The organism is Arthrobacter sp. P4_F11, assembly GCF_056401395.1.
In genome coordinates, this window is record NZ_JBFUJK010000010.1 from 1 (window position 1) to 17,985 (window position 17,985).

Below are 17,985 nucleotides of genomic sequence, written 5' to 3' on the forward strand. Positions count from 1 at the left end.
CTTCCAGGCCGGCTCCGAACCCGCCCGGCTGCCCGGCTACGGCACCGTCCCCGCCGCCTGGGCCCGCACCCTTATCAACCCGTCGCCGGGCGGTAGCACCGGCAGTCCCCGTGGACCGGGTGGCGCCGCCGGGAGCGGCGACAACCCCGCGTTCAACCTCTGGCTCCGGCGGCTCTACACCCACCCCGGCACCGGCGAGCTCGTGGGGATGGACTCCCGCGCCCGGCTCTTCCCACCCGGCCTGCGCCGCTTCATCCAAACCAGAGACAACACGTGCCGCACCCCCTACTGCGACGCCCCCATCCGTCATCTGGACCACATCGTCCCCCACCACACCGGCGGCCCGACCACTACGGACAACGCCGCCGGCCTCTGCGAAGCCTGCAACCACACCAAAGAAACCCCCGGATGGAGAGCACGCCCCGCACCCGGGCTCCGCCACACCCTCGAACTCACCACCCCCACCGGCCACACCTACTACTCCACCGCGCCACCGTTGCCCGGGACTCCGCTCCGGCCATCAGCCACGGACCAGACGGGGTCCCAGCCGGGCTCCCGACACCGGCGCCAGCTCCGGCACCAAGCCAAAACGCTCAGGCGTGGAAAGCCCAAAGTGGCTGCCGCAGCCTAGGAATCATTGACTGCCCCAGGAGGAGCTGGAGGAGCTCTGGGCAGCCCGCGCGGGCCGTCCGGTGCTCGTGCTGGCCCTCAGTGGGAAGCCGCGTCCTCGCCGTACGGTTCCGGTCCGGTGGCAACATCGTTCGCGGGACCGTGGCACCACTCCGAAAAGGACCCCGGATAGAGGGCAGCGGAAAAGCCGGCAACCTCTAGGGCGGCGATTTCATGGGCCGCCGTCACTCCGGATCCGCAGTACACGGCAGTGGGGACGCCGTCCCGGTAACCGAGCCGTTCGAAGCGCTCCCGCAGCTCCGCCGGGGCCAGGAAGCGCCCGTCAGCGCGCAGGTTCCCGGTGGTGGGGGCACTGACGGCCCCGGGAATATGGCCGGCGCGGGGATCCACGGGTTCGATTTCTCCGCGGTACCGCTCCCCCGCCCGGGCGTCCAACAGCAGTCCCCGGCGGCCCCAAGTGGCGGCTTGTCCGGCGTCGATCGCGGGCATGGCGCCGTCGGACAGGGTGACGGTTCCGGGTGCCGGCTGTTCGGGTCCGGCCGCCAGCTCGAACCCCGCAGCCCGCCACGCGGCCAGGCCGCCGTCGAGCAGGTACACAGAACTGAAGCCGGCGTTGCGCAGCATCCACCACACCCGGGCCGCAGCCATGTTGCCGCTGTCGTCGTACGCTACGACCGCATCGCCGTCGTTGATGCCCCAGCGGCGCGCAGACGCCTGGAACTGCTCCGACGGCGGCAACGGATGCCTGCCGCGTTCCGGTTCCGCCGGTCCGGCAAGTTCAGTGGCGAGATCCACGAAGACGGCCCCGGGGATGTGTCCGCGCAGGTAGTGGTCGTGACCGTGGGGATCCCCCAGCGCCCAGCGAACGTCGAGGAGTACTGTGCGCTGGCCGGCTGCGCCGGCGCCGTCCATCCGGTCCTTGAGGGCGGCAGCATCGAGAAGGGTGTCCATTTCCCCACTCTATCTTTGGCGTCCCGCCGCCCCCGGTAGGCTGTAGCGGTGAACACCGCGCACCTGCAGGACCGGGCCTGGGCCGACGAGGCCGTCCGCCGGATCAACGCCGAAAACAACCGCTCAGCCGACACCCATCTGTATTTGGTGCCGCTCCCGGAGCACTGGGGCGTGCAGCTGTACCTGAAGGACGAATCCACCCACCGCACCGGCAGCCTCAAGCACCGGCTGGCGCGGTCCCTGTTCCTCTTCGGCCTCGTCAACGGCTGGATCCGCGAAGGCACCACTATCGTGGAGGCATCCAGCGGCAGCACCGCCGTCTCCGAAGCCTATTTTGCGCAGCTGCTGGGACTGCCCTTTATCGCCGTCATGACCCGGACCACCAGCCGCGAGAAAATCGCCCTGATCGAACAGTTCGGCGGCTCCTGCCATCTGGTGGACCACGCTTCCGAGGTCTACGAGGCCGCCGCGGATCTGGCCGGCAGCACAGGCGGACACTACATGGACCAATTCACGTACGCCGAACGGGCCACGGACTGGCGCGGGAACAACAACATCGCCGAATCGATCTTCGGCCAGCTGGCGCTGGAGGAGCACCCGGTCCCCCGCTGGGTGGTGGTCGGGGCCGGCACTGGCGGGACCAGCGCCACGATTGGCCGGTACCTGCGGTACCACCGCTACGAGACGGGCCTCGCCGTCGTCGACCCGGAAAATTCCGCGTTCTATCCGGGCTGGCGGAACAGCCGGCCCGACGGCCGGACAACTGACGGACCCGCGGTGGGATTGCCCTCCCGCATCGAGGGCATCGGCCGGCCGCGGATGGAGCCGAGTTTTGTGCCCGCCGTGATCGACCACATGATCCAGGTTCCCGACGCCGCGTCGGTGGCGGCCATGCGGCATCTGAGGGACCACGCCGGTCTGCACGCGGGCCCGTCCACCGGGACCAACCTCTGGGGCGCGTGGCAGCTCATCGCCGGGATGATCGCGGAGGGCCGCCGGGGCAGTGTTGTGACCCTGATGTGCGACGCCGGGGACCGCTACGCCGGAAATTACTACAGCCCGGAGTGGCTGGAGGCCCACGGCCTGGAGCCCGAACCCCATGAGGCCGTGCTGCGCGAGTTCTTCCGGACCGGCGCCTGGCCGGCCTAAACCAGCCCGCCAGCCCGCCCGCCAGTACGCCGGCCTCTGCCCGCCAAGGCGCCCGCGGAGGCTAAACCTCCGCTGTATCGCCGCTGGAGAGGTGCCGGTACTCGGTGCCGTACTTGGCGCCGATCCGGGTCACGTGCCCCTCCACCAGGCCGCGGCCCAGCTCGTTCAGGAGCGCGTCGTGGATCGGGAAGGCCTGCGGTGCGCGCACACCGATGACAAAATCCACCACTTCGCCCACCTTGTTCCACGGGGCGTGGATGGGTACGAGCAGCGTCTTGACGTCGACGCCGTCGGGGATCGCGAAGGAGTCCCCAGGATGGTAGACATTGCCGTCGACGAGGTAGCCGACGTTGGCCACCACGGGGATCTGCGGATGGATGAGGGCGTGCTGGCCGCCAAATGTCCTGATGGCGAAGCCCGACGTTTCAAATTCCTCGCCCGCGCCCGCCGCATGGATGCGGCTCGCGGCGTCGGGCGCCTTGCCGCGGAGCGTCGCGGCCACGGTCTCCGGGGCGAAAAGCTCAAGCGTGGTGTTCGACTGCAACGCCGCGGCGACGGCGTCGACGTCCACATGGTCCGCGTGCTCGTGGGTAATGAGCACAGCATGTGCTCCGGCCAGGGCCTGGTCCGTCTCCGAAAAGGTGCCCGGGTCAAACACCAGCACCCGGCCGTCCTGTTCGAGGCGGACACAGGCGTGAGTAAATTTGGTCAGCTTCATCCGGCCAGCCTAGGCACCAGCCGTCACAGTGTCCACGGAGCGGTGCTGGCAATCCTGGGCGCTGGTAATCTTGGACATTGCCACCCTCAGCGAGTCCCACCCGCGAATTCTTTTGACGAAGCGAGTTCCACGATGTCCCAAGGCGCTACCACCGGCAGCAGCCGGACTCCGGCCTCGGCACCCGTGCAGGGTAAAGAACAGCGCGTCACCAAGCAGCGCCTCGCCGTCAGTGCCGCCTTGGACGATCTTGCGGACTTCGTCAGCACCCAGGAACTGCACCGCATCCTCCAGGAGCGCGGCACCGCGGTGTCCCTCGCGACCTCTTACCGGATCCTGCAGTCCCTCGCCGACGACGGGCTGGTGGATGTCCTGCGCAACGCCGACGGCGAAGCGGTGTACCGGCGCTGCGCCGTCACCGGGCACCACCATCACCTGCTGTGCCGGAACTGCGGCAAGGCCGTGGAAGTGGAAGCACCGGCGGTCGAGGCCTGGGCCGCGCGGATCGCGAATGAGCACGGCTTCACCGCGGTGGAGCACACCGTGGAAATCTTCGGCCTGTGCCCCGAATGCACAGCCACTCAGCCCGGCCAGTAGCCGGAGCTGCTGAAATTCCCCACCTTTGACCTCGTGACCCAGGAAATCACCGGCGGGGCGCAGGGACCCGCCGGCGGCCGGCGGCAAACCTGGGGAAATTCCGCCGCAGTGGCGAGCGTTTAAGCCACAGCTCCCGCGCTCCGCACCACCCGGCCGTTGAGTCCCCGCCTGGCCCGTGCGCCACCGATCATCCGGCAGGCCACGTAGATCAGGAAGGACAACGTGGTCACATAGGGGCTGATCGGCAGCCGGCCGCCGAGGGCCAGCAGGATGCCTCCGACGGTCGCCGTCATCGCAAAGACGATGCTCAGCGTGACCACCAGCCGGGGCGAGGACGTGACGCGCATGGCGGCGGCCGCGGGTGTGATCAGCAGGGCCAGCACCAGCAGCGCGCCCACAATCTGGATGGACAGCGCCACGCTGATCCCCAGCAGCACCATGAAACCAAGGGCGAGGGCCCGCACCGGCACGCCGCGGGCGGTGGCGACGTCGGGGTCGACACTGGCAAAGGTCAACGGCCGCCAGATGGCGGCCAGCGCCAGCATCACCACGACGGCGGCGACCGCCAGGACCTGCAGCTGGACGGTCCCGACCGACACGATCTGCCCGGTGAGCAGGCCGAACTTGTTGGCCGCCCGGCCCTCGTACAGCGACAGGAAGAGGATGCCCAGGCCAAGCCCGAAGGGCATGATGACGCCGATGATCGAGTTCTTGTCCCGTGCGCGGACCCCCATGACGCCGAGCACCAGGGCTGCCAGCACGGATCCCGCCAGCGAGCCGAGGATGATGTCGGCGCCGATCATCAGTGCGAACGCCGCGCCGGCAAAGGAGAGCTCCGAGATTCCGTGGACGGCGAAGGCGAGGTCGCGTTTCATCACGAAGGTGCCCATGATTCCGCCGAGCAGCCCGAGGACGGCGCCGGCCCAGATGGAGTTCTGCACCAGGACCAGCAGCTCGCCGTAGTTTTCGAAGTTGAAGATTGAGTGCAGCAGGTCGCCCAGATCCATTTAGCCCACCTCGCCCGCGACTGAGTGCGCGTCCAGATGGTGGTGCGTCGCGGCATCCGGCAGCCCGACGACGATCAGCCGGCCGTTGGCCTGGATGACTTCAACACGGCTGTCATACAAATCGGAGAGCACCTCGGTGGTCATGACCTCCGCGGGTGTGCCCACCCGGAACTTTCCGCCGGCCAGGTACAGGACCCGGTCCACGTAGTCCATGATCGGGTTGATCTCGTGGGTCACGAACACCACGGCGCTGTCCGCGTCGCGGCATTGCCTGTTGATCAGCGCGCTGACGCCCTGCTGGTGCTGAAGGTCAAGGGAGAGCAGCGGCTCGTCGCACAGCAGCACCCTGGGATCGGTCGCGAGGGCCTGCGCCACGCGCAGGCGCTGCTGCTCACCGCCGGAAAGCTGCCCCACCGGCACCTTGGCGTAATCGGTGGCGCCCACAAGCTCCAGGAGTTCATCGACTTTGCGGTTCACCTTGGCGCCGCCGAGGCGGATGCCCCAGCGGTGGCCGTCGACGCCGAGGGCCACGAGGTCGCGGGCGCGCAGGGGCGTATCGGGGTCGAATGATTTCTGCTGGGGCACGTAGCCGATCCGGCGGCTTCCCCGCTCAACGGGGTGGCCGTCGAGCACGGCCGTTCCCGTGCTCAGTTCCTGCAGTCCCAGCAGGACCTTCAGGAAGGTGGTCTTGCCGCTGCCGTTGGGCCCGAGCACGGCAAAGAATTCCCCCGGGTTGATGTCCAGGTCCAGGCCCTCCCAGAGAGTCCGTTGGCCGAACGCCAGGGAGGCGCCGCGCAGGCTCACTACCGGTGTCAAAAGGGGTTTCCTCGATTTTCCGCGGAGATGGCTGCTCCCGCTGTTGCGATCATCCTAGGGCCTTGCCGATGCTCTCCACGTTTCCGGTCATCCACTGCAGGTAGGACTGGCCGTCCGGGAGGGTCTCGCTGAAGTTCACGACCGGGACGCCGGCGTTCTCGGCGGCTTTTTTCACCGCCGCCGTCTGCGGTCCCTCGGTCTGAGTATTGTAGGCCAGCAGCCGGACGCCCCGGGATGCCACGAGATCGACGGTGGTCTTGAGCACGGCGGGCGGGACGTCGGCGTCTTCCTCGATCGCCGCGGTGTACTCGGCCGGGGTTTCGTTCTCCAGTCCGGCGTCCTCGAGCAGGTACAGCGGTACAGGCTCGGTGACGGCCACGGGCGCGTGGCCCGCCGAGGACTTGATGGCGGCGAGCTTCGTTTCCAGGCCGCGGAGCGAGTCCTTGAAGGCCGCCGCGTTGCTCCGGAACGTCTGCGCCGAGGCCGGTTCCAGCGAGCCCAGCTTCCCGGCGACGGCGTCCGCGAGGCGGGACATGGCAGGCAGGCTGTACCAGACGTGTTCGTTCAGCCCCGCGGACCCGTGGGTGTGGCCGGCGGAGTCGGGGCTCGCCGCTGCCGGGCTTTCGCTGGCAGCGCTTTCGGAGACAAGGCCTGAAACGTCCACGGCGCTGATGACGCTGCCGCGGTCCAGTCCGGTGTCGGTCGCCAGCGTGTCGATGAAGGCGTCGTATCCCCCGCCGTTCTCCACCACCAGCTCGGCCTTGGAGACGGCCAGCTTGTCCTGCGTGGTCGCCTCGTAGGAGTGCGGGTCCTGGCTGGTGCGGTTGATGATCGAGCTGACCCGGACCTTGTCGCCGCCGATACTGGAGACGATGTCGCCGTACACGCTGGTGGATGCGACGACGTTGACCATGCCGTCCCCCGCGGTCCCCCGCGGGCTGCCGGACGTCGGACTGCACGCGGTGAGCAGGAGGCCCATGCCGGCAAGACCAGCCAGCAGGACTCGGGCAGCGGGACGACGCACGGAAAACCTCGGATCTGTTATTGAGAATCAGGAGCAATAGCAACAGCCCGAGTGTATCCCTAAATAGGAATCATTCCTATTTAGGGATACACGGCGTGCCCCGCCGGCGCCCGGCCGCAGCTGGGCTGCCGCTTACTGGGCCGCCCGTTATTGGGCTGTCCCTTACTGGTCCTGGCCCAGCCTGCGGTAGCCGGTGGCCTGCGTCGCGTCCCGGATTTCGCCGACGAGCTGCTCGATGACGTCTTCGAGGAACAACACGCCCTGGGTCAGCCCGTCGGGTCCGATCACGCGGGCCAGGTGCGAACCCGTGCGCTGCATGACGGACATGGCCTGCTCGATTTCGTCGTCCATGGCGAGGTTCGCCAGCGACCGGATGCGGCTTTCCGCAATCGGCTGGTGGTACCCGGCGTCCGGGATGGACAGCACGTCCTTGATATGGAGGTAGCCGGCCAGCATGCCGTCGTCGTCGAGCATCGGGAAGCGCGAGAACCCGGTCCGGCTCACTGCCTTTTCGAATTCGACCGGTGTGGTGGCCGCCTTGAGCATGACGAGTTTGCCCAGCGGAACCATCACACGGGACGCGGTGTGTTCGGAGAACTCGAGCGCTCCGGTGATGAGTCCGGCGTCGTCGTCCACGAGTCCGTGGCGGGTGGATTCCTGCACGATCGACTGCACTTCTTCAAGGGTGAAGGTGGAGGTCACCTCGTCCTTCGGCTCAATCCGCATCAGCTTCAGGATGTGGTTCGCGGACCAGTTAAGCGCCGCAATGACGGGCTTGACGAGCCGCCCGATGAACATCAGCGGCGGCGCCAGCAGCAGCGCCGCCTTGTCCGCGACGGACACGGAGATGTTCTTGGGCACCATTTCGCCGAACGTGACGTGCAGGAACGTCACCAACAGCAGGGCGACGGCGAAGGCCACAATGTTCGCGACCTCCACGGGGACGCCCGCCGCTTCCAGCGGCACGGCCAGGAGGTGGTGGATCGCGGGCTCGGCCACCTGCAGGATCAGCAGCGAGCAGACGGTGATGCCGAGCTGGGCGCAGGCGAGCATGAGGGAAACGTTTTCCATCGCCCGCAGTGTGGTCTGCGCGCGCTTGGAACCTGCTTCGGCCAGCGGCTCGATCTGGCTGCGGCGGGCCGACATGACGGCGAATTCGGCGGCCACGAAGAAGGCGTTGCCCACCAGGAGGAACGCAAGCCAGAGGATTCCTGCCCAGTCGCTCATGCTGCACCTGCCTGGCTGGCGGGCTGGCCGTCGCCGGACACCCGGACGGGCCGGAAACAGATCCGGTCGATCCGGCGGCCATCCATGCGGGTCACGCTGAGTGTCCCGCCGACGACGTCGACCGTGTCGCCGACTGCCGCGATGCGGCCGAGCTGGCTCATGACGTAGCCTCCCACCGTTTCGTAGGCAGCCTCGTCGGGCACGGTCAGGCCCGGGATCTGTTCGGAGAGTTCATCGGGCCGGAGCAGGCCCGGGAAGTACCAGTCGCCCGAGGCGCTTTGGAGCAGGCCGGGCCGGACCTTGTCATGCTCATCGGCCACTTCCCCGACGATTTCCTCCACGAGGTCCTCCAGCGTGGTGATGCCGGCGGTTCCACCGTATTCATCCAGGACCACGGCCAGTTGCAGGTTGCCCTCGCGCAGTTCGGCGAGGAGGGCGTCAAGGTGGATGGTTTCGGGGACCCGGAGCACGCCGGTCATGATGGCTCCCGCCTGCAGCTTGGCGCGGCGGTCTGCGGGCACGGCAATGGCCTTCTTGATGTGGACCACTCCGCGGATGTCATCGGAGGACTCGCCGATCACGGGGAACCGGGAATATCCGGTGCGCTTGGCGGCCTCGACGATATCCGAGACCGGCTGGTCGGCGTCGATGGTCTCCACGCGGATGCGGGGGGTCATGACGTCCGCGGCGGTCCGCCCGGAGAACTTCAGGGTTCGGGCGATGAAGTTGGCCGTTCCGGCGTCGAGGGTGCCCATGGCCGCGGAGCGGCGCACCAGCGAGGCCAGCTCGGCCGGGGTGCGGGCGCCGGAGATTTCCTCCTTGGCCTCCAGGCCGAAGACGTTGAGGACCTTGTTGGAGAAGCCGTTGAGCACCACGATGGCGGGCTTGAAGATAGCGGTGAACACCAGCTGGGGCCGGGCCACGGCCTTGCCGATCGGAAACGACAGCGCGATGGCCATGTTCTTGGGCACCAGCTCGCCGATCACCATGGAGAGCAGGGTGGCCACCGCCATTGCCAGGACCAGGGACAGCGAGGCAGCCGCCGCCGGCGGGACACCGAGCGCGGTGAGGGGGCCTTCGAGCAGCTTGCCCACGGACGGTTCCATGACATAGCCGGTCAGCAGCGTGGTCATGGTGATGCCCAGCTGGCAGCTGGAAAGCTGGGTGGAGAGTGACTTGAGACATCTGAGCAACGGCTCGGCGGCGGTGTCGCCGGTGTCAACGGCGCGCTGCACGGTGGCCTGGTCCAGGGCGACCAGGGAAAATTCCACGGCGACAAAGAAGCCGGTGCCGAGGATGAGCAGGAGGCCTGCTGCGAGGAGTAGCCATTCCATGTCAGCGGCCTGCTTCCGCAGCAGCGCATGGCACGTGCCGCGTCAGGGGACGCAAATGCGGGAAGGCCCGGCCTGGCGGAGGATGGTCGGCGGCGGCCGACCCTGTTTCCTGGATAGCTCCGGAATGGCGTGCGGCCGGAGAGTGATGGGCGCGTGAACGGGGTTTGCCGGCTCTGCGGGTGGACTGGGCGGGAACGGTTTCCGTACTCCGCTGACAGCCCCCAGGCCGGCACCTAGATTTACTGTCCATAAGAAGTTCAGTCTACAGGAGCAACCGCCACCAGCCCCCGACCGCCCGCGTCACCGGCCGCGCCGGACTCACCAGCTCTGCGGGACGGGCCGGCCCTCCTCGTACCCGGCTGCGGACTGGATGCCTGCCACGGCGCGTTCCCGGAAAGCGGCGAGATCGGCAGCGCCGGCGTAGCTCATGGAACTGCGCAGGCCCGCGGTGATCATGTCCAGCAGGTCCTCGACGCCGGGCCGGGCCGCGTCCACATACATGCGGGACGTGGAGATGCCCTCCTCGAACAAAGCCTTGCGGTCCTTTTCGAAGGCGCCCTCGCGCTGGTTGCGGTTCTGCACCGCCCGGGCGGACGCCATGCCGAAGCTCTCCTTGTACTGCCGGCCCGAGGCGTCGAGCTGCAGGTCCCCGGGGCTCTCGTGCGTACCGGCAAACCAGGAGCCGATCATGACCTGGCTGGCCCCGGCGGCCAGGGCCAGGGCGACGTCGCGCGGGTAGCGGACCCCGCCGTCGGCCCATACCCGGCCGCCGGCTTCCCGGGCCGCGGCGGAGCATTCCAGGACGGCACTGAACTGGGGGCGGCCCACGGCCGTCATCATGCGCGTGGTGCACATGGCGCCGGGGCCCACCCCGACCTTGACGATGTCCGCCCCGGCCTCGATGAGCTCACGCGTGGCATCGCCGGTGACGACGTTGCCGGCGACCACCGGCACGCCGGGGTTGAGACCCTTCACGGCGGCGAGGGCGTCGAACATCTTCTGCTGGTGCCCGTGCGCGGTGTCGAGGACCAGCACGTTCACGCCGGCCGCCAGCAATTCGGCGGCCCGCCCGGCCACGTCCCCGTTGATGCCGACGGCGGCAGCGACCTTCAGCCTGCCCTCGTCGTCCAGGGACGGCCGGTAGAGCGTGGAGCGCAGGGCGCCCTTACGGGTGAGCACGCCGGCCAGGACCCCGTCCTGCTGCACCGGTGCGTAGTCGGTTCCGGCGGCGTCCATCGCTTCAAAGGCGCGGCGGAGGGCCTGCGCAGCATCGGCCGCCGACGCGCCCCCAAACAATCTGCCGGCGAGCGGTCCGGCGTCGAGCACCAGCGGCTGGTGGCGGATGACGGAGGCCAGCGACGCGAAACGGTCCTGACCCTCGCAGTCGGTGGCCCTGACAACACCGGTGACCGCGCCGGAGTCGTCCACCACCACAACGGCCCCGTGCGGCCGCTTGCCCATCAGGTGGAGGGCATCAATGACGGTGTCCGTGGGCGCGAGCGTGACGGGGGTTTCCAGGACCGGGTGGCGCCCCTTGATCCAGGCCGTGACGTCACGGATGACGTCGAGCGGGACGTCCTGCGGCAGGACGCCAAGGCCGCCGCGGCGGGCCATGGTCTCGGCCATCCGCTTCCCCGTGACCGCCGTCATGTTCGCCGCCACGAGCGGGATCGCGGAGCCGGTCCCGTCGTCGGCCGCGAGGTCGACGTCCAGGCGGGAGGTGACATCGGACCGGGACGGGACCAGGAAGAGGTCCGAGTAGGTCAGATCGGTGGTGGGCTCATTCAGGAAACGCACTGCTGCTCCTTTGCTGGCACCCGCAGCTGGCACCGTCGGCGACAAACGGGTTCTCACTGCATTCTAGGGCGGTTTCCGGCGGGGCCGGCACCGCCTCCGGCACCGCGTCCGGCCTCGCGCAGGGCACCGCATGAGGGCCGCATCCGGGGCCGATTCGGCAACTCTTCTTCACCGCAATTCGGCGGCTGCCGGGGCGGATCATGATTTGGGTCACGCTTATTGGCGGTTTGGCAAGAATCCTCACTAGACTGGCATGGGTCTGGGTTCACTGGACGCAGAGACTGGCTCAATCGTTGTGCCGAGGCACCGTGGAAGCCAGAGGGAATCAAACTCACGGAAGAGGCGTATTTCAAGTGCCAGAGCAGCCTAGCCACCGTCTACCAGAGGAATTTGGCGGAAACGAGTGGCTCGTTGACGAACTGTATGAGCGTTACCAGCAGGACAAGAACACGGTCGACTCCAAGTGGTGGCCCCTGTTCGAATCCTTTGAAGCTAGTGACGCCTCTCCCGCCAACGGAACGTCCGGCACCGCGACAGCTGTGCATCCTGCCACCCGTGAACTTCCCGTTGTAGCGCCCGCCGCCGCTCCGGCTGCACCTGCCCCCGCCGCCCCCGCAGCTCCCGCCGCCACGGCTGCGCCCGCCGCCACGGCTGCGCCCGCACCGGCTGCGCCCGCCGCCAAGAAAGCCCCGGCCACCGTCGCCCGGGACGGCTCCAAGACTTCCGATGCCGGCCCCGGCACCGCACCGATCCCGGCGCAGCTGCCCAAGAACCTCAAGGCCCCGACGGCTCCCGAAGAAGATGTCGTCTCGGTCCTGCGCGGCCCGGCCAAGGCGATCGCCTCGAACATGGTCACCAGCCTGGAAGTGCCGACCGCGACGAGCGTGCGCGCCATCCCGGCGAAGCTCCTGATCGACAACCGCGTGGTCATCAACTCCAACCTGGCCCGCGCCCGCGGCGGCAAGGTCTCCTTCACGCACCTGATCGGCTACGCCGTCATCCGCGCCCTGTCCCAGTTCCCGTCGATGAACGTCTACTACGACGAGATCGACGGCAAGCCGGTGGCTGTCCAGCCGGCGCACGTGAACTTCGGCATCGCGATCGACATGCCCAAGCCCGACGGCACCCGCCTGCTCATGGTCCCGAACATCAAGAAGGCGGAGACCCTCAACTTCTCCGAGTTCTGGCACACCTACGAGGACCTGATCAAGCGTGCCCGCAACGGCAAGCTGACCGCGGACGACCACTCCGGCACCACCGTGTCCCTGACCAACCCCGGCGGCATCGGCACCGTCCACTCGGTCCCGCGCCTGTCCAAGGGCCAGGCCGCCATCATCGGCGTCGGCGCACTGGACTACCCTGCCGAGTTCCAGGGTGCCAGCGAGAAGATCATCGCGCAGAACGCGATCAGCAAGGTCCTCACACTGACCTCCACCTATGACCACCGCGTCATCCAGGGTGCCGGCAGCGGCGAGTTCCTCAAGCTCGTGCACCAGCTGCTGCTGGGCGCGCAGAACTTCTACGACGAGATCTTCGAGTCCCTGCGTATCCCCTACGAGCCCGTGCGCTGGAGCCCCGACCTTCAGGTGGACCCGGCCGACGAGATCAACAAGGTCGCCCGGATCCAGCAGCTGATCCACGCTTACCGCGTGCGCGGCCACCTCATGGCGGACACCGATCCGCTCGAGTACGTCCAGCGCAAGCACCCGGACCTCGATGTCCTGACCTACGGCCTGACCCTGTGGGACCTGGACCGCGAGTGGCCCACCGGCGGCTTCGGCGGCAGGCCGATGCTCAAGTTCCGCGACATCCTCGGCGTCCTCCGTGATGCCTACTGCCGCACCGCCGGCATCGAATACATGCACATTCAGGACCCGGCCGAGCGCAAGTGGTTCCAGGACCAGCTGGAGCACCCGTACTCGAAGCCGAGCCGCGACGAGCAGCTGCGCATCGTCTCCAAGCTCAACGCCGCCGAGGCCTTCGAGACCTTCCTGCAGACGAAGTTCGTCGGCCAGAAGCGCTTCTCGCTCGAGGGCGGCGAGTCCCTGATCCCGCTGCTGGACGCGATCATCTCCGACGCCGCCGACGACGAACTCGACGAAGTGGCGATCGGCATGGCCCACCGCGGCCGCCTCAACGTGCTGACCAACATCGCGGGCAAGACCTACGCGCAGGTCTTCCGCGAATTCGAAGGCACCCAGGACCCGCGCTCCGTGCAGGGCTCCGGCGACGTCAAGTACCACCTGGGCACCGAGGGCACCTTCACCTCGGACAACGGCAAGGAGACCAAGGTCTACCTCGCCGCGAACCCGTCCCACCTCGAGGCCGTCGATTCCGTCCTCGAAGGAATCGTCCGTGCCAAGCAGGACCGCCTGGACCAGGGCGAGGCGTTCCCCGTGCTGCCGATCATGGTGCACGGCGACGCCGCCTTCGCGGGCCAGGGCGTGGTCGCGGAAACGCTCAACCTCTCCCAGCTGCGCGGGTACCGCACCGGCGGCACCATCCACATCGTGGTCAACAACCAGGTCGGCTTCACCACCGCACCGTCGTCCTCGCGGTCCTCCACGTACTCCACGGACGTCGCCAAGATGATCCAGGCACCGGTGTTCCACGTGAACGGCGACGACCCGGAGGCCGTGGTCCGCATCGGGCAGCTTGCCTACGAGTTCCGCCAGCGTTTCCACAAGGACGTTGTCATCGACATGGTCTGCTACCGCCGCCGCGGCCACAACGAGGGCGATGACCCCTCGATGACCCAGCCGCTGATGTACAACCTGATCGAGGCCAAGCGCTCGGTCCGCAAGCTGTACACCGAATCGCTGATCGGCCGCGGTGACATCACCGAGGAAGAAGCCGAGCAGCTGCTGCGGGACTACCAGGAACGCCTGGAACGCGTCTTCGCGGAAACCCACGCGGCCCAGACGTCCCCGATCCCGATCATCACGGCCGATTCGGCCGCGGTGTCGGACCTGGAACGCCCCATGGCCCAGCAGTCCGATTCCGGCGTCAGCGCGCCGGTATCCACCGCGATCTCCGCGGAGACCCTGGCCCGCATCGGCAAGGCCCACACCGATATCCCGGACGGCTTCACCGTCCACGCCAAGCTCAAGCAGCTGCTGGAGAAGCGTGAGGCGATGTCCCGCGAAGGCGGCATCGACTGGGGCTTCGGTGAACTGGCCGCGTTCGGTTCGCTCATCATGGAAGGCGTCCCCGTCCGGCTCGCAGGCCAAGACTCGCGCCGCGGCACCTTCGTGCAGCGCCACGCCGTCTTCCACGACCGCGCCAACGGCGACGAGTGGCTTCCGCTGTCCCACCTCTCGGATGACCAGGCGAAGCTGTGGATCTACGATTCGCTGCTCTCCGAATACGCCGCCATGGGCTTCGAATACGGATACTCGGTGGAACGCCCGGATGCGTTGGTGCTCTGGGAAGCGCAGTTCGGTGACTTCGTCAACGGCGCGCAGACCATCATCGATGAGTTCATCTCCTCGGCCGAGCAGAAATGGGGCCAGCGGTCCTCGCTGGTTCTCATGCTGCCGCACGGCTACGAGGGCCAGGGCCCGGACCACTCCTCCGCCCGCATCGAGCGCTTCCTGCAGATGTGCGCCGAAGAGAACATGATCGTGGCCAACCCCACGACGTCGGCCTCGCACTTCCACCTGCTGCGCCGCCAGGCGTACAGCAGGCCGCGCAAGCCGCTCATCATCTTCACGCCCAAGCAGCTGCTCCGCCTCAAGGCCGCCGCGTCCTCCGTGGAGGACTTCACCACCGGCTCGTTCCGCCCGGTCATTCCGGAACACGCGCAGCTGCAGGCCGACGCCGTCGAACGCGTGCTGCTGGTCTCCGGACGCCTGTACTACGATCTGCTGTCCACCCGGCAGAAGACCGAGAACAAGACCACGGCGATCGTCCGCGTCGAGCAGCTGTACCCGCTGCCGGCCGACGAGATCGCCGCGGAGCTGGCCAAGTACCCGAACGCCGAAGTGGTCTGGGCGCAGGATGAACCGGCCAACCAGGGTCCGTGGCCGTTCATCGGCCTGAACCTGCCGGACGCCCTGGACCGCCGGGTCCGCCTCATCTCCCGCCCCGCCTCGGCCTCCACCGCGGCAGGGTCGATGAAGCGCCACGCGGCAGAACAGGACTCCCTGCTCAAGCAGGCATTCGCTCGTAAATAGCGGCATTACTGCCCGGCCGGAGACTGAAACAACAACACTCCGGCCGGGCGGTTCTGTTTAATGGACTATTAGTGGTCAGCTTGATGGACAGCGTTGAAGTGAAGAGGTAGTCGTGGAAGATCGGAAGCTGCGGATCGCAGCCGTTGGGGACGAGCTGTTGGCCGGGCTTGGTGATCCGCGCGCCTTGGGCTGGCTGGGCCGGGTCCTGGCCCGCACGCCGCAGGACAGCGTGGCCCTGGAGTGCTACTCCCTGCCATGCCCCGAAGAGGGCACCGAGGGCCTTGCAGCCCGCTGGCTCGAGGAGTCGGGCCGACGATTCGGCAACCACCACGAAAACCGCCTGGTGATCGGCCTGTCAGGACGCGACATTGAGTTCGGCCTGTCCACTGCCCGAAGCCGCCTGAACCTGGCCAACATCCTGGACTCCGCCTCCCAGAACAAGATCGAGGTCTTCGTCGTGGGCCCGCCGCCCACGCTCGACCCCGCACAGAACCGCAGGCTCGGCGAGCTCAACACCGCCTTTGCCGACGTCACGACGCGCCGGAAGCACCTCTATGTCGACACGTTCTCGCCGCTGCTGAACCACGAGCAGTGGCGCCAGGACCTCGCGGCCAACGGCGGCACGCCCGGCCAGGCCGGCTATGGCCTCATGGCCTGGCTCGTGCTGCACCGCGGCTGGTTCCAGTGGCTGGGCCTGGACACTCCGGAATAGGCGGGTAAGCAGGCAACCGGTCGCGCCGGGTCCCACCCTCCAGGGGATTTCGCGATATATCTTGACCTGCCGGCAAGCGCGATATATCGTGACTTCATAGTCGCGATATATCGTTAGTTGCCCAGCCCCTTTCGCCTTTCCGGAGGAACCATGTCAGAGAACACGTGGACCGTGACCGGCCCGCAGACCATCGACGTCGACGGCGTCCACTCCCTCAAACTCGGGATTGTCCGCGGCCGCTTCGACATCGTCACCCATGACGAGGACGTTGCCAGGATCGAGGTCTCCGAAATCGAAGGCGATCCCCTGTCGGTTTCGATCGTCAACGGCCGCCTGGAAGTCCGCCACCAGCTGCACGGCCCGCAGGGCTGGTTCAAGAACCTGATGAGCACCGTCAACAACGGCAGCAGCAACTCGGTGGTCATCAGCATCGCCCTGCCGGCCGGCGTCGAGGTCGAGGCCGGGACGGTGAGCGGCGACGGCATGGTTTCCGGGCTCAGCGGCCACACCCGGCTCAACACCGTCTCGGGATCCGTGCTGGCCGACGGCACCGCCGGCAACCTGTCCGTCAACACTGTCAGCGGCGAGGTGATTGCCCGCAACCACCGCGGCGTCCTGACCGCCAAGAGCGTCTCCGGTGAAGTGACGGCCTCGGGCGAATTCAGCAACATCCGGGCGAACACCGTCAGCGGCGACCTGAACTTCGACCTGCACGGCTTCACCCATGACTTTGGCGCCAATTCGGTCTCCGGCGACGTTACCATCCGGCTGCCGCACGACGTCGGGGTGGACATCGTGGCCAAGTCCGCCAGCGGCGCGGTGGTCATCGATGACACGAGGTACGTCCAGCCCGGCGGCACGGTGCAGACCATTGCGGGACCGGACGCCAAGCTGATGCTGGTCCGGACCAACTCGGTCTCCGGAAAAACGTCGCTCTTCCACGGCCAGCCCAGCCCGGACACCGAAACGGCCCTCTGATGCCTCCCGTCTTCGCCCACGGGGCGCTGCGGCTGTACCTGCTCGCCCTGCTCGAATCGGGCCCCAAGCACGGCTACGAGCTGATCAAGGCGCTCAGCGAGCGTTTCGGCGGCACGTACTCCCCCAGTGCCGGAACCATCTACCCGCGCCTGGGCAAGCTCGAAGAGGAAGGGCTCGTCGCCACCCGCACGGAAGGCCGCCGCACCAACTACAGCATCACTCCGGCCGGCCTCACGGAACTGAACCGCCGGCGGGACGAACTCGCCGGCGTCGAGAACGACATCTCGGCGTCGGTCCGCCGGCTTGCCGACAACCTGCGCCAGGACATCCGCGTCAACATGCGCGGCCTCCGGGCCGACCTTGCGGCCACGGCGGAGGCGGCCCGGACCTCGGCCCGCGCCGCCGGTTCTGCCGGCGGGACGGGCACTGCCGGCGGCGCGGGAAGCCCGCGGTACTCCCCGGAGGGCGAACGGCGGCTGAAGGAGGCGGAAATGCTGGTGCAGGCGTTCCGGGACGACATGCGGGTGGAACTGCGCCGTCATGCCGGGAGCCGTCCGGTTACCGCCGTCACGCTCGAAACGGTCAGGACCGTGCTGGACCAGGCCCGGATCTCGATCCGAAATTCGTTGGAGGGCTGAGGCCGGGCCGGACCGGCCGCGGCCCGTAGCACGGGCCTCCGGTTCGCGGCGGGTGCCGCGATGTGGGAGACTTGAGGGCAGCTCTTTTGAGTACCAAGATTAAGGAGGCCAGCTATGAGCAAACGTGCACGTAAACGTCGTGACCGTAAGCGTGGCGGCGCGAACCACGGTAAGCGCCCCAACGCCTAAGCAAAGCTTGGAATGACAGCTTTAGACGAATGACCCCGGAATCCTC

General features: G+C 67.8%; 16 protein-coding genes. 8 read left to right on the plus strand and 8 right to left on the minus strand.

From position 1 onward, the window contains the following. On the plus strand, positions 1 to 631 hold a 631-nt coding region (locus AC1DRO_RS12425; RefSeq protein ID WP_476951031.1), incomplete at its 5' end, for an HNH endonuclease. A 77-nt stretch (positions 632 to 708) separates the two neighbouring features. On the opposite strand, the gene AC1DRO_RS12430 is transcribed toward AC1DRO_RS12425, so the two are convergent. Further along, positions 709 to 1,581: a sulfurtransferase gene (locus AC1DRO_RS12430; protein ID WP_476951032.1), complete on the minus strand. Its 873-nt coding sequence runs from the start codon at positions 1,579 to 1,581 to the stop codon at positions 709 to 711. Between the two features lie 48 nt (positions 1,582 to 1,629). Here AC1DRO_RS12430 and AC1DRO_RS12435 point away from each other — a divergent pair, with 48 nt between their 5' ends. After that, entirely contained in the window at positions 1,630 to 2,730 is a 1,101-nt protein-coding gene (locus AC1DRO_RS12435; protein ID WP_476951033.1) for a PLP-dependent cysteine synthase family protein, read from the plus strand. 61 nt (positions 2,731 to 2,791) lie between these two features. Here AC1DRO_RS12435 and AC1DRO_RS12440 read toward each other — a convergent pair whose 3' ends face one another. Further along, the gene (locus AC1DRO_RS12440; protein ID WP_243181235.1) at positions 2,792 to 3,448 is read right to left on the minus strand and encodes an MBL fold metallo-hydrolase; all 657 of its coding nucleotides are present in this window, start codon (positions 3,446 to 3,448) and stop codon (positions 2,792 to 2,794) included. Between the two features lie 132 nt (positions 3,449 to 3,580). On the opposite strand from AC1DRO_RS12440, the gene AC1DRO_RS12445 reads away from it, so the two are divergent. Next, complete coding sequence (locus AC1DRO_RS12445) at positions 3,581 to 4,042, plus strand: Fur family transcriptional regulator (protein WP_476951034.1); 462 nt, start codon at positions 3,581 to 3,583, stop codon at positions 4,040 to 4,042. A 119-nt stretch (positions 4,043 to 4,161) separates the two neighbouring features. Here AC1DRO_RS12445 and AC1DRO_RS12450 read toward each other — a convergent pair whose 3' ends face one another. The 6 genes from AC1DRO_RS12450 to AC1DRO_RS12475 all read right to left on the minus strand — a co-directional run bounded on the left by AC1DRO_RS12450 (position 4,162) and on the right by AC1DRO_RS12475 (position 11,247). Then, the gene (locus tag AC1DRO_RS12450) at positions 4,162 to 5,049 is read right to left on the minus strand and encodes a metal ABC transporter permease (RefSeq protein ID WP_476951035.1); all 888 of its coding nucleotides are present in this window, start codon (positions 5,047 to 5,049) and stop codon (positions 4,162 to 4,164) included. After that, positions 5,050 to 5,865: a metal ABC transporter ATP-binding protein gene (locus tag AC1DRO_RS12455; RefSeq protein WP_476951036.1), complete on the minus strand. Its 816-nt coding sequence runs from the start codon at positions 5,863 to 5,865 to the stop codon at positions 5,050 to 5,052. It lies immediately after the preceding gene. Positions 5,866 to 5,914: 49 nt separating this feature from the next. Further along, positions 5,915 to 6,889, minus strand: coding sequence for a metal ABC transporter solute-binding protein, Zn/Mn family (locus tag AC1DRO_RS12460; protein ID WP_476951037.1), 975 nt, complete (start codon positions 6,887 to 6,889; stop codon positions 5,915 to 5,917). A gap of 162 nt (positions 6,890 to 7,051) precedes the next feature. Next, positions 7,052 to 8,116: a hemolysin family protein gene (locus AC1DRO_RS12465; RefSeq protein ID WP_476946911.1), complete on the minus strand. Its 1,065-nt coding sequence runs from the start codon at positions 8,114 to 8,116 to the stop codon at positions 7,052 to 7,054. Further along, positions 8,113 to 9,450 carry a hemolysin family protein gene (locus tag AC1DRO_RS12470; protein WP_476951038.1) on the minus strand — a complete coding sequence of 446 codons (1,338 nt, stop codon included), beginning with the start codon at positions 9,448 to 9,450 and terminating at the stop codon, positions 8,113 to 8,115. Before AC1DRO_RS12470 ends, AC1DRO_RS12465 begins: the two co-directional genes overlap by 4 nt. Positions 9,451 to 9,768: 318 nt before the next feature. Continuing rightward, positions 9,769 to 11,247 (minus strand): GuaB1 family IMP dehydrogenase-related protein, encoded by a 1,479-nt coding sequence (locus tag AC1DRO_RS12475; RefSeq protein WP_476951039.1) that lies wholly within the window; start codon positions 11,245 to 11,247, stop codon positions 9,769 to 9,771. Positions 11,248 to 11,600: 353 nt separating this feature from the next. On the opposite strand from AC1DRO_RS12475, the gene AC1DRO_RS12480 reads away from it, so the two are divergent. The 5 genes from AC1DRO_RS12480 (at position 11,601) to AC1DRO_RS12500 (ending at position 17,939) form a co-directional block, all read left to right on the plus strand. Beyond that, positions 11,601 to 15,422 carry a multifunctional oxoglutarate decarboxylase/oxoglutarate dehydrogenase thiamine pyrophosphate-binding subunit/dihydrolipoyllysine-residue succinyltransferase subunit gene (locus AC1DRO_RS12480; protein ID WP_476951040.1) on the plus strand — a complete coding sequence of 1,274 codons (3,822 nt, stop codon included), beginning with the start codon at positions 11,601 to 11,603 and terminating at the stop codon, positions 15,420 to 15,422. 112 nt (positions 15,423 to 15,534) lie between these two features. Next, entirely contained in the window at positions 15,535 to 16,134 is a 600-nt protein-coding gene (locus AC1DRO_RS12485; protein WP_028277496.1) for a GDSL-type esterase/lipase family protein, read from the plus strand. A 150-nt stretch (positions 16,135 to 16,284) separates the two neighbouring features. Next, positions 16,285 to 17,112: a DUF4097 family beta strand repeat-containing protein gene (locus tag AC1DRO_RS12490; RefSeq protein WP_476951041.1), complete on the plus strand. Its 828-nt coding sequence runs from the start codon at positions 16,285 to 16,287 to the stop codon at positions 17,110 to 17,112. Continuing rightward, on the plus strand, positions 17,112 to 17,750 hold the full coding sequence (locus AC1DRO_RS12495) for a PadR family transcriptional regulator (protein WP_028277494.1): 639 nt from the start codon (positions 17,112 to 17,114) through the stop codon (positions 17,748 to 17,750). The genes AC1DRO_RS12490 and AC1DRO_RS12495 overlap by 1 nt, the downstream gene beginning before the upstream one ends. Before the next feature lie 114 nt (positions 17,751 to 17,864). Then, complete coding sequence (locus AC1DRO_RS12500) at positions 17,865 to 17,939, plus strand: 50S ribosomal protein bL37 (RefSeq protein ID WP_104061284.1); 75 nt, start codon at positions 17,865 to 17,867, stop codon at positions 17,937 to 17,939. Positions 17,940 to 17,985 lie beyond the last annotated feature (46 nt).

Excerpts from the sequence above, each read along its gene's own strand:
- AC1DRO_RS12430 (WP_476951032.1), bottom strand. The coding sequence starts at position 1,581 with ATGGACACCCTTCTCGATGCTGCCGCCCTCAAGGACCGGATGGACGGC.
- AC1DRO_RS12440 (WP_243181235.1), bottom strand. The coding sequence starts at position 3,448 with ATGAAGCTGACCAAATTTACTCACGCCTGTGTCCGCCTCGAACAGGAC.
- AC1DRO_RS12445 (WP_476951034.1), top strand. The coding sequence starts at position 3,581 with ATGTCCCAAGGCGCTACCACCGGCAGCAGCCGGACTCCGGCCTCGGCA.
- AC1DRO_RS12450 (WP_476951035.1), bottom strand. The coding sequence starts at position 5,049 with ATGGATCTGGGCGACCTGCTGCACTCAATCTTCAACTTCGAAAACTAC.
- AC1DRO_RS12465 (WP_476946911.1), bottom strand. The coding sequence starts at position 8,116 with ATGAGCGACTGGGCAGGAATCCTCTGGCTTGCGTTCCTCCTGGTGGGC.
- AC1DRO_RS12470 (WP_476951038.1), bottom strand. The coding sequence starts at position 9,450 with ATGGAATGGCTACTCCTCGCAGCAGGCCTCCTGCTCATCCTCGGCACC.
- AC1DRO_RS12490 (WP_476951041.1), top strand. The coding sequence starts at position 16,285 with ATGTCAGAGAACACGTGGACCGTGACCGGCCCGCAGACCATCGACGTC.
- AC1DRO_RS12495 (WP_028277494.1), top strand. The coding sequence starts at position 17,112 with ATGCCTCCCGTCTTCGCCCACGGGGCGCTGCGGCTGTACCTGCTCGCC.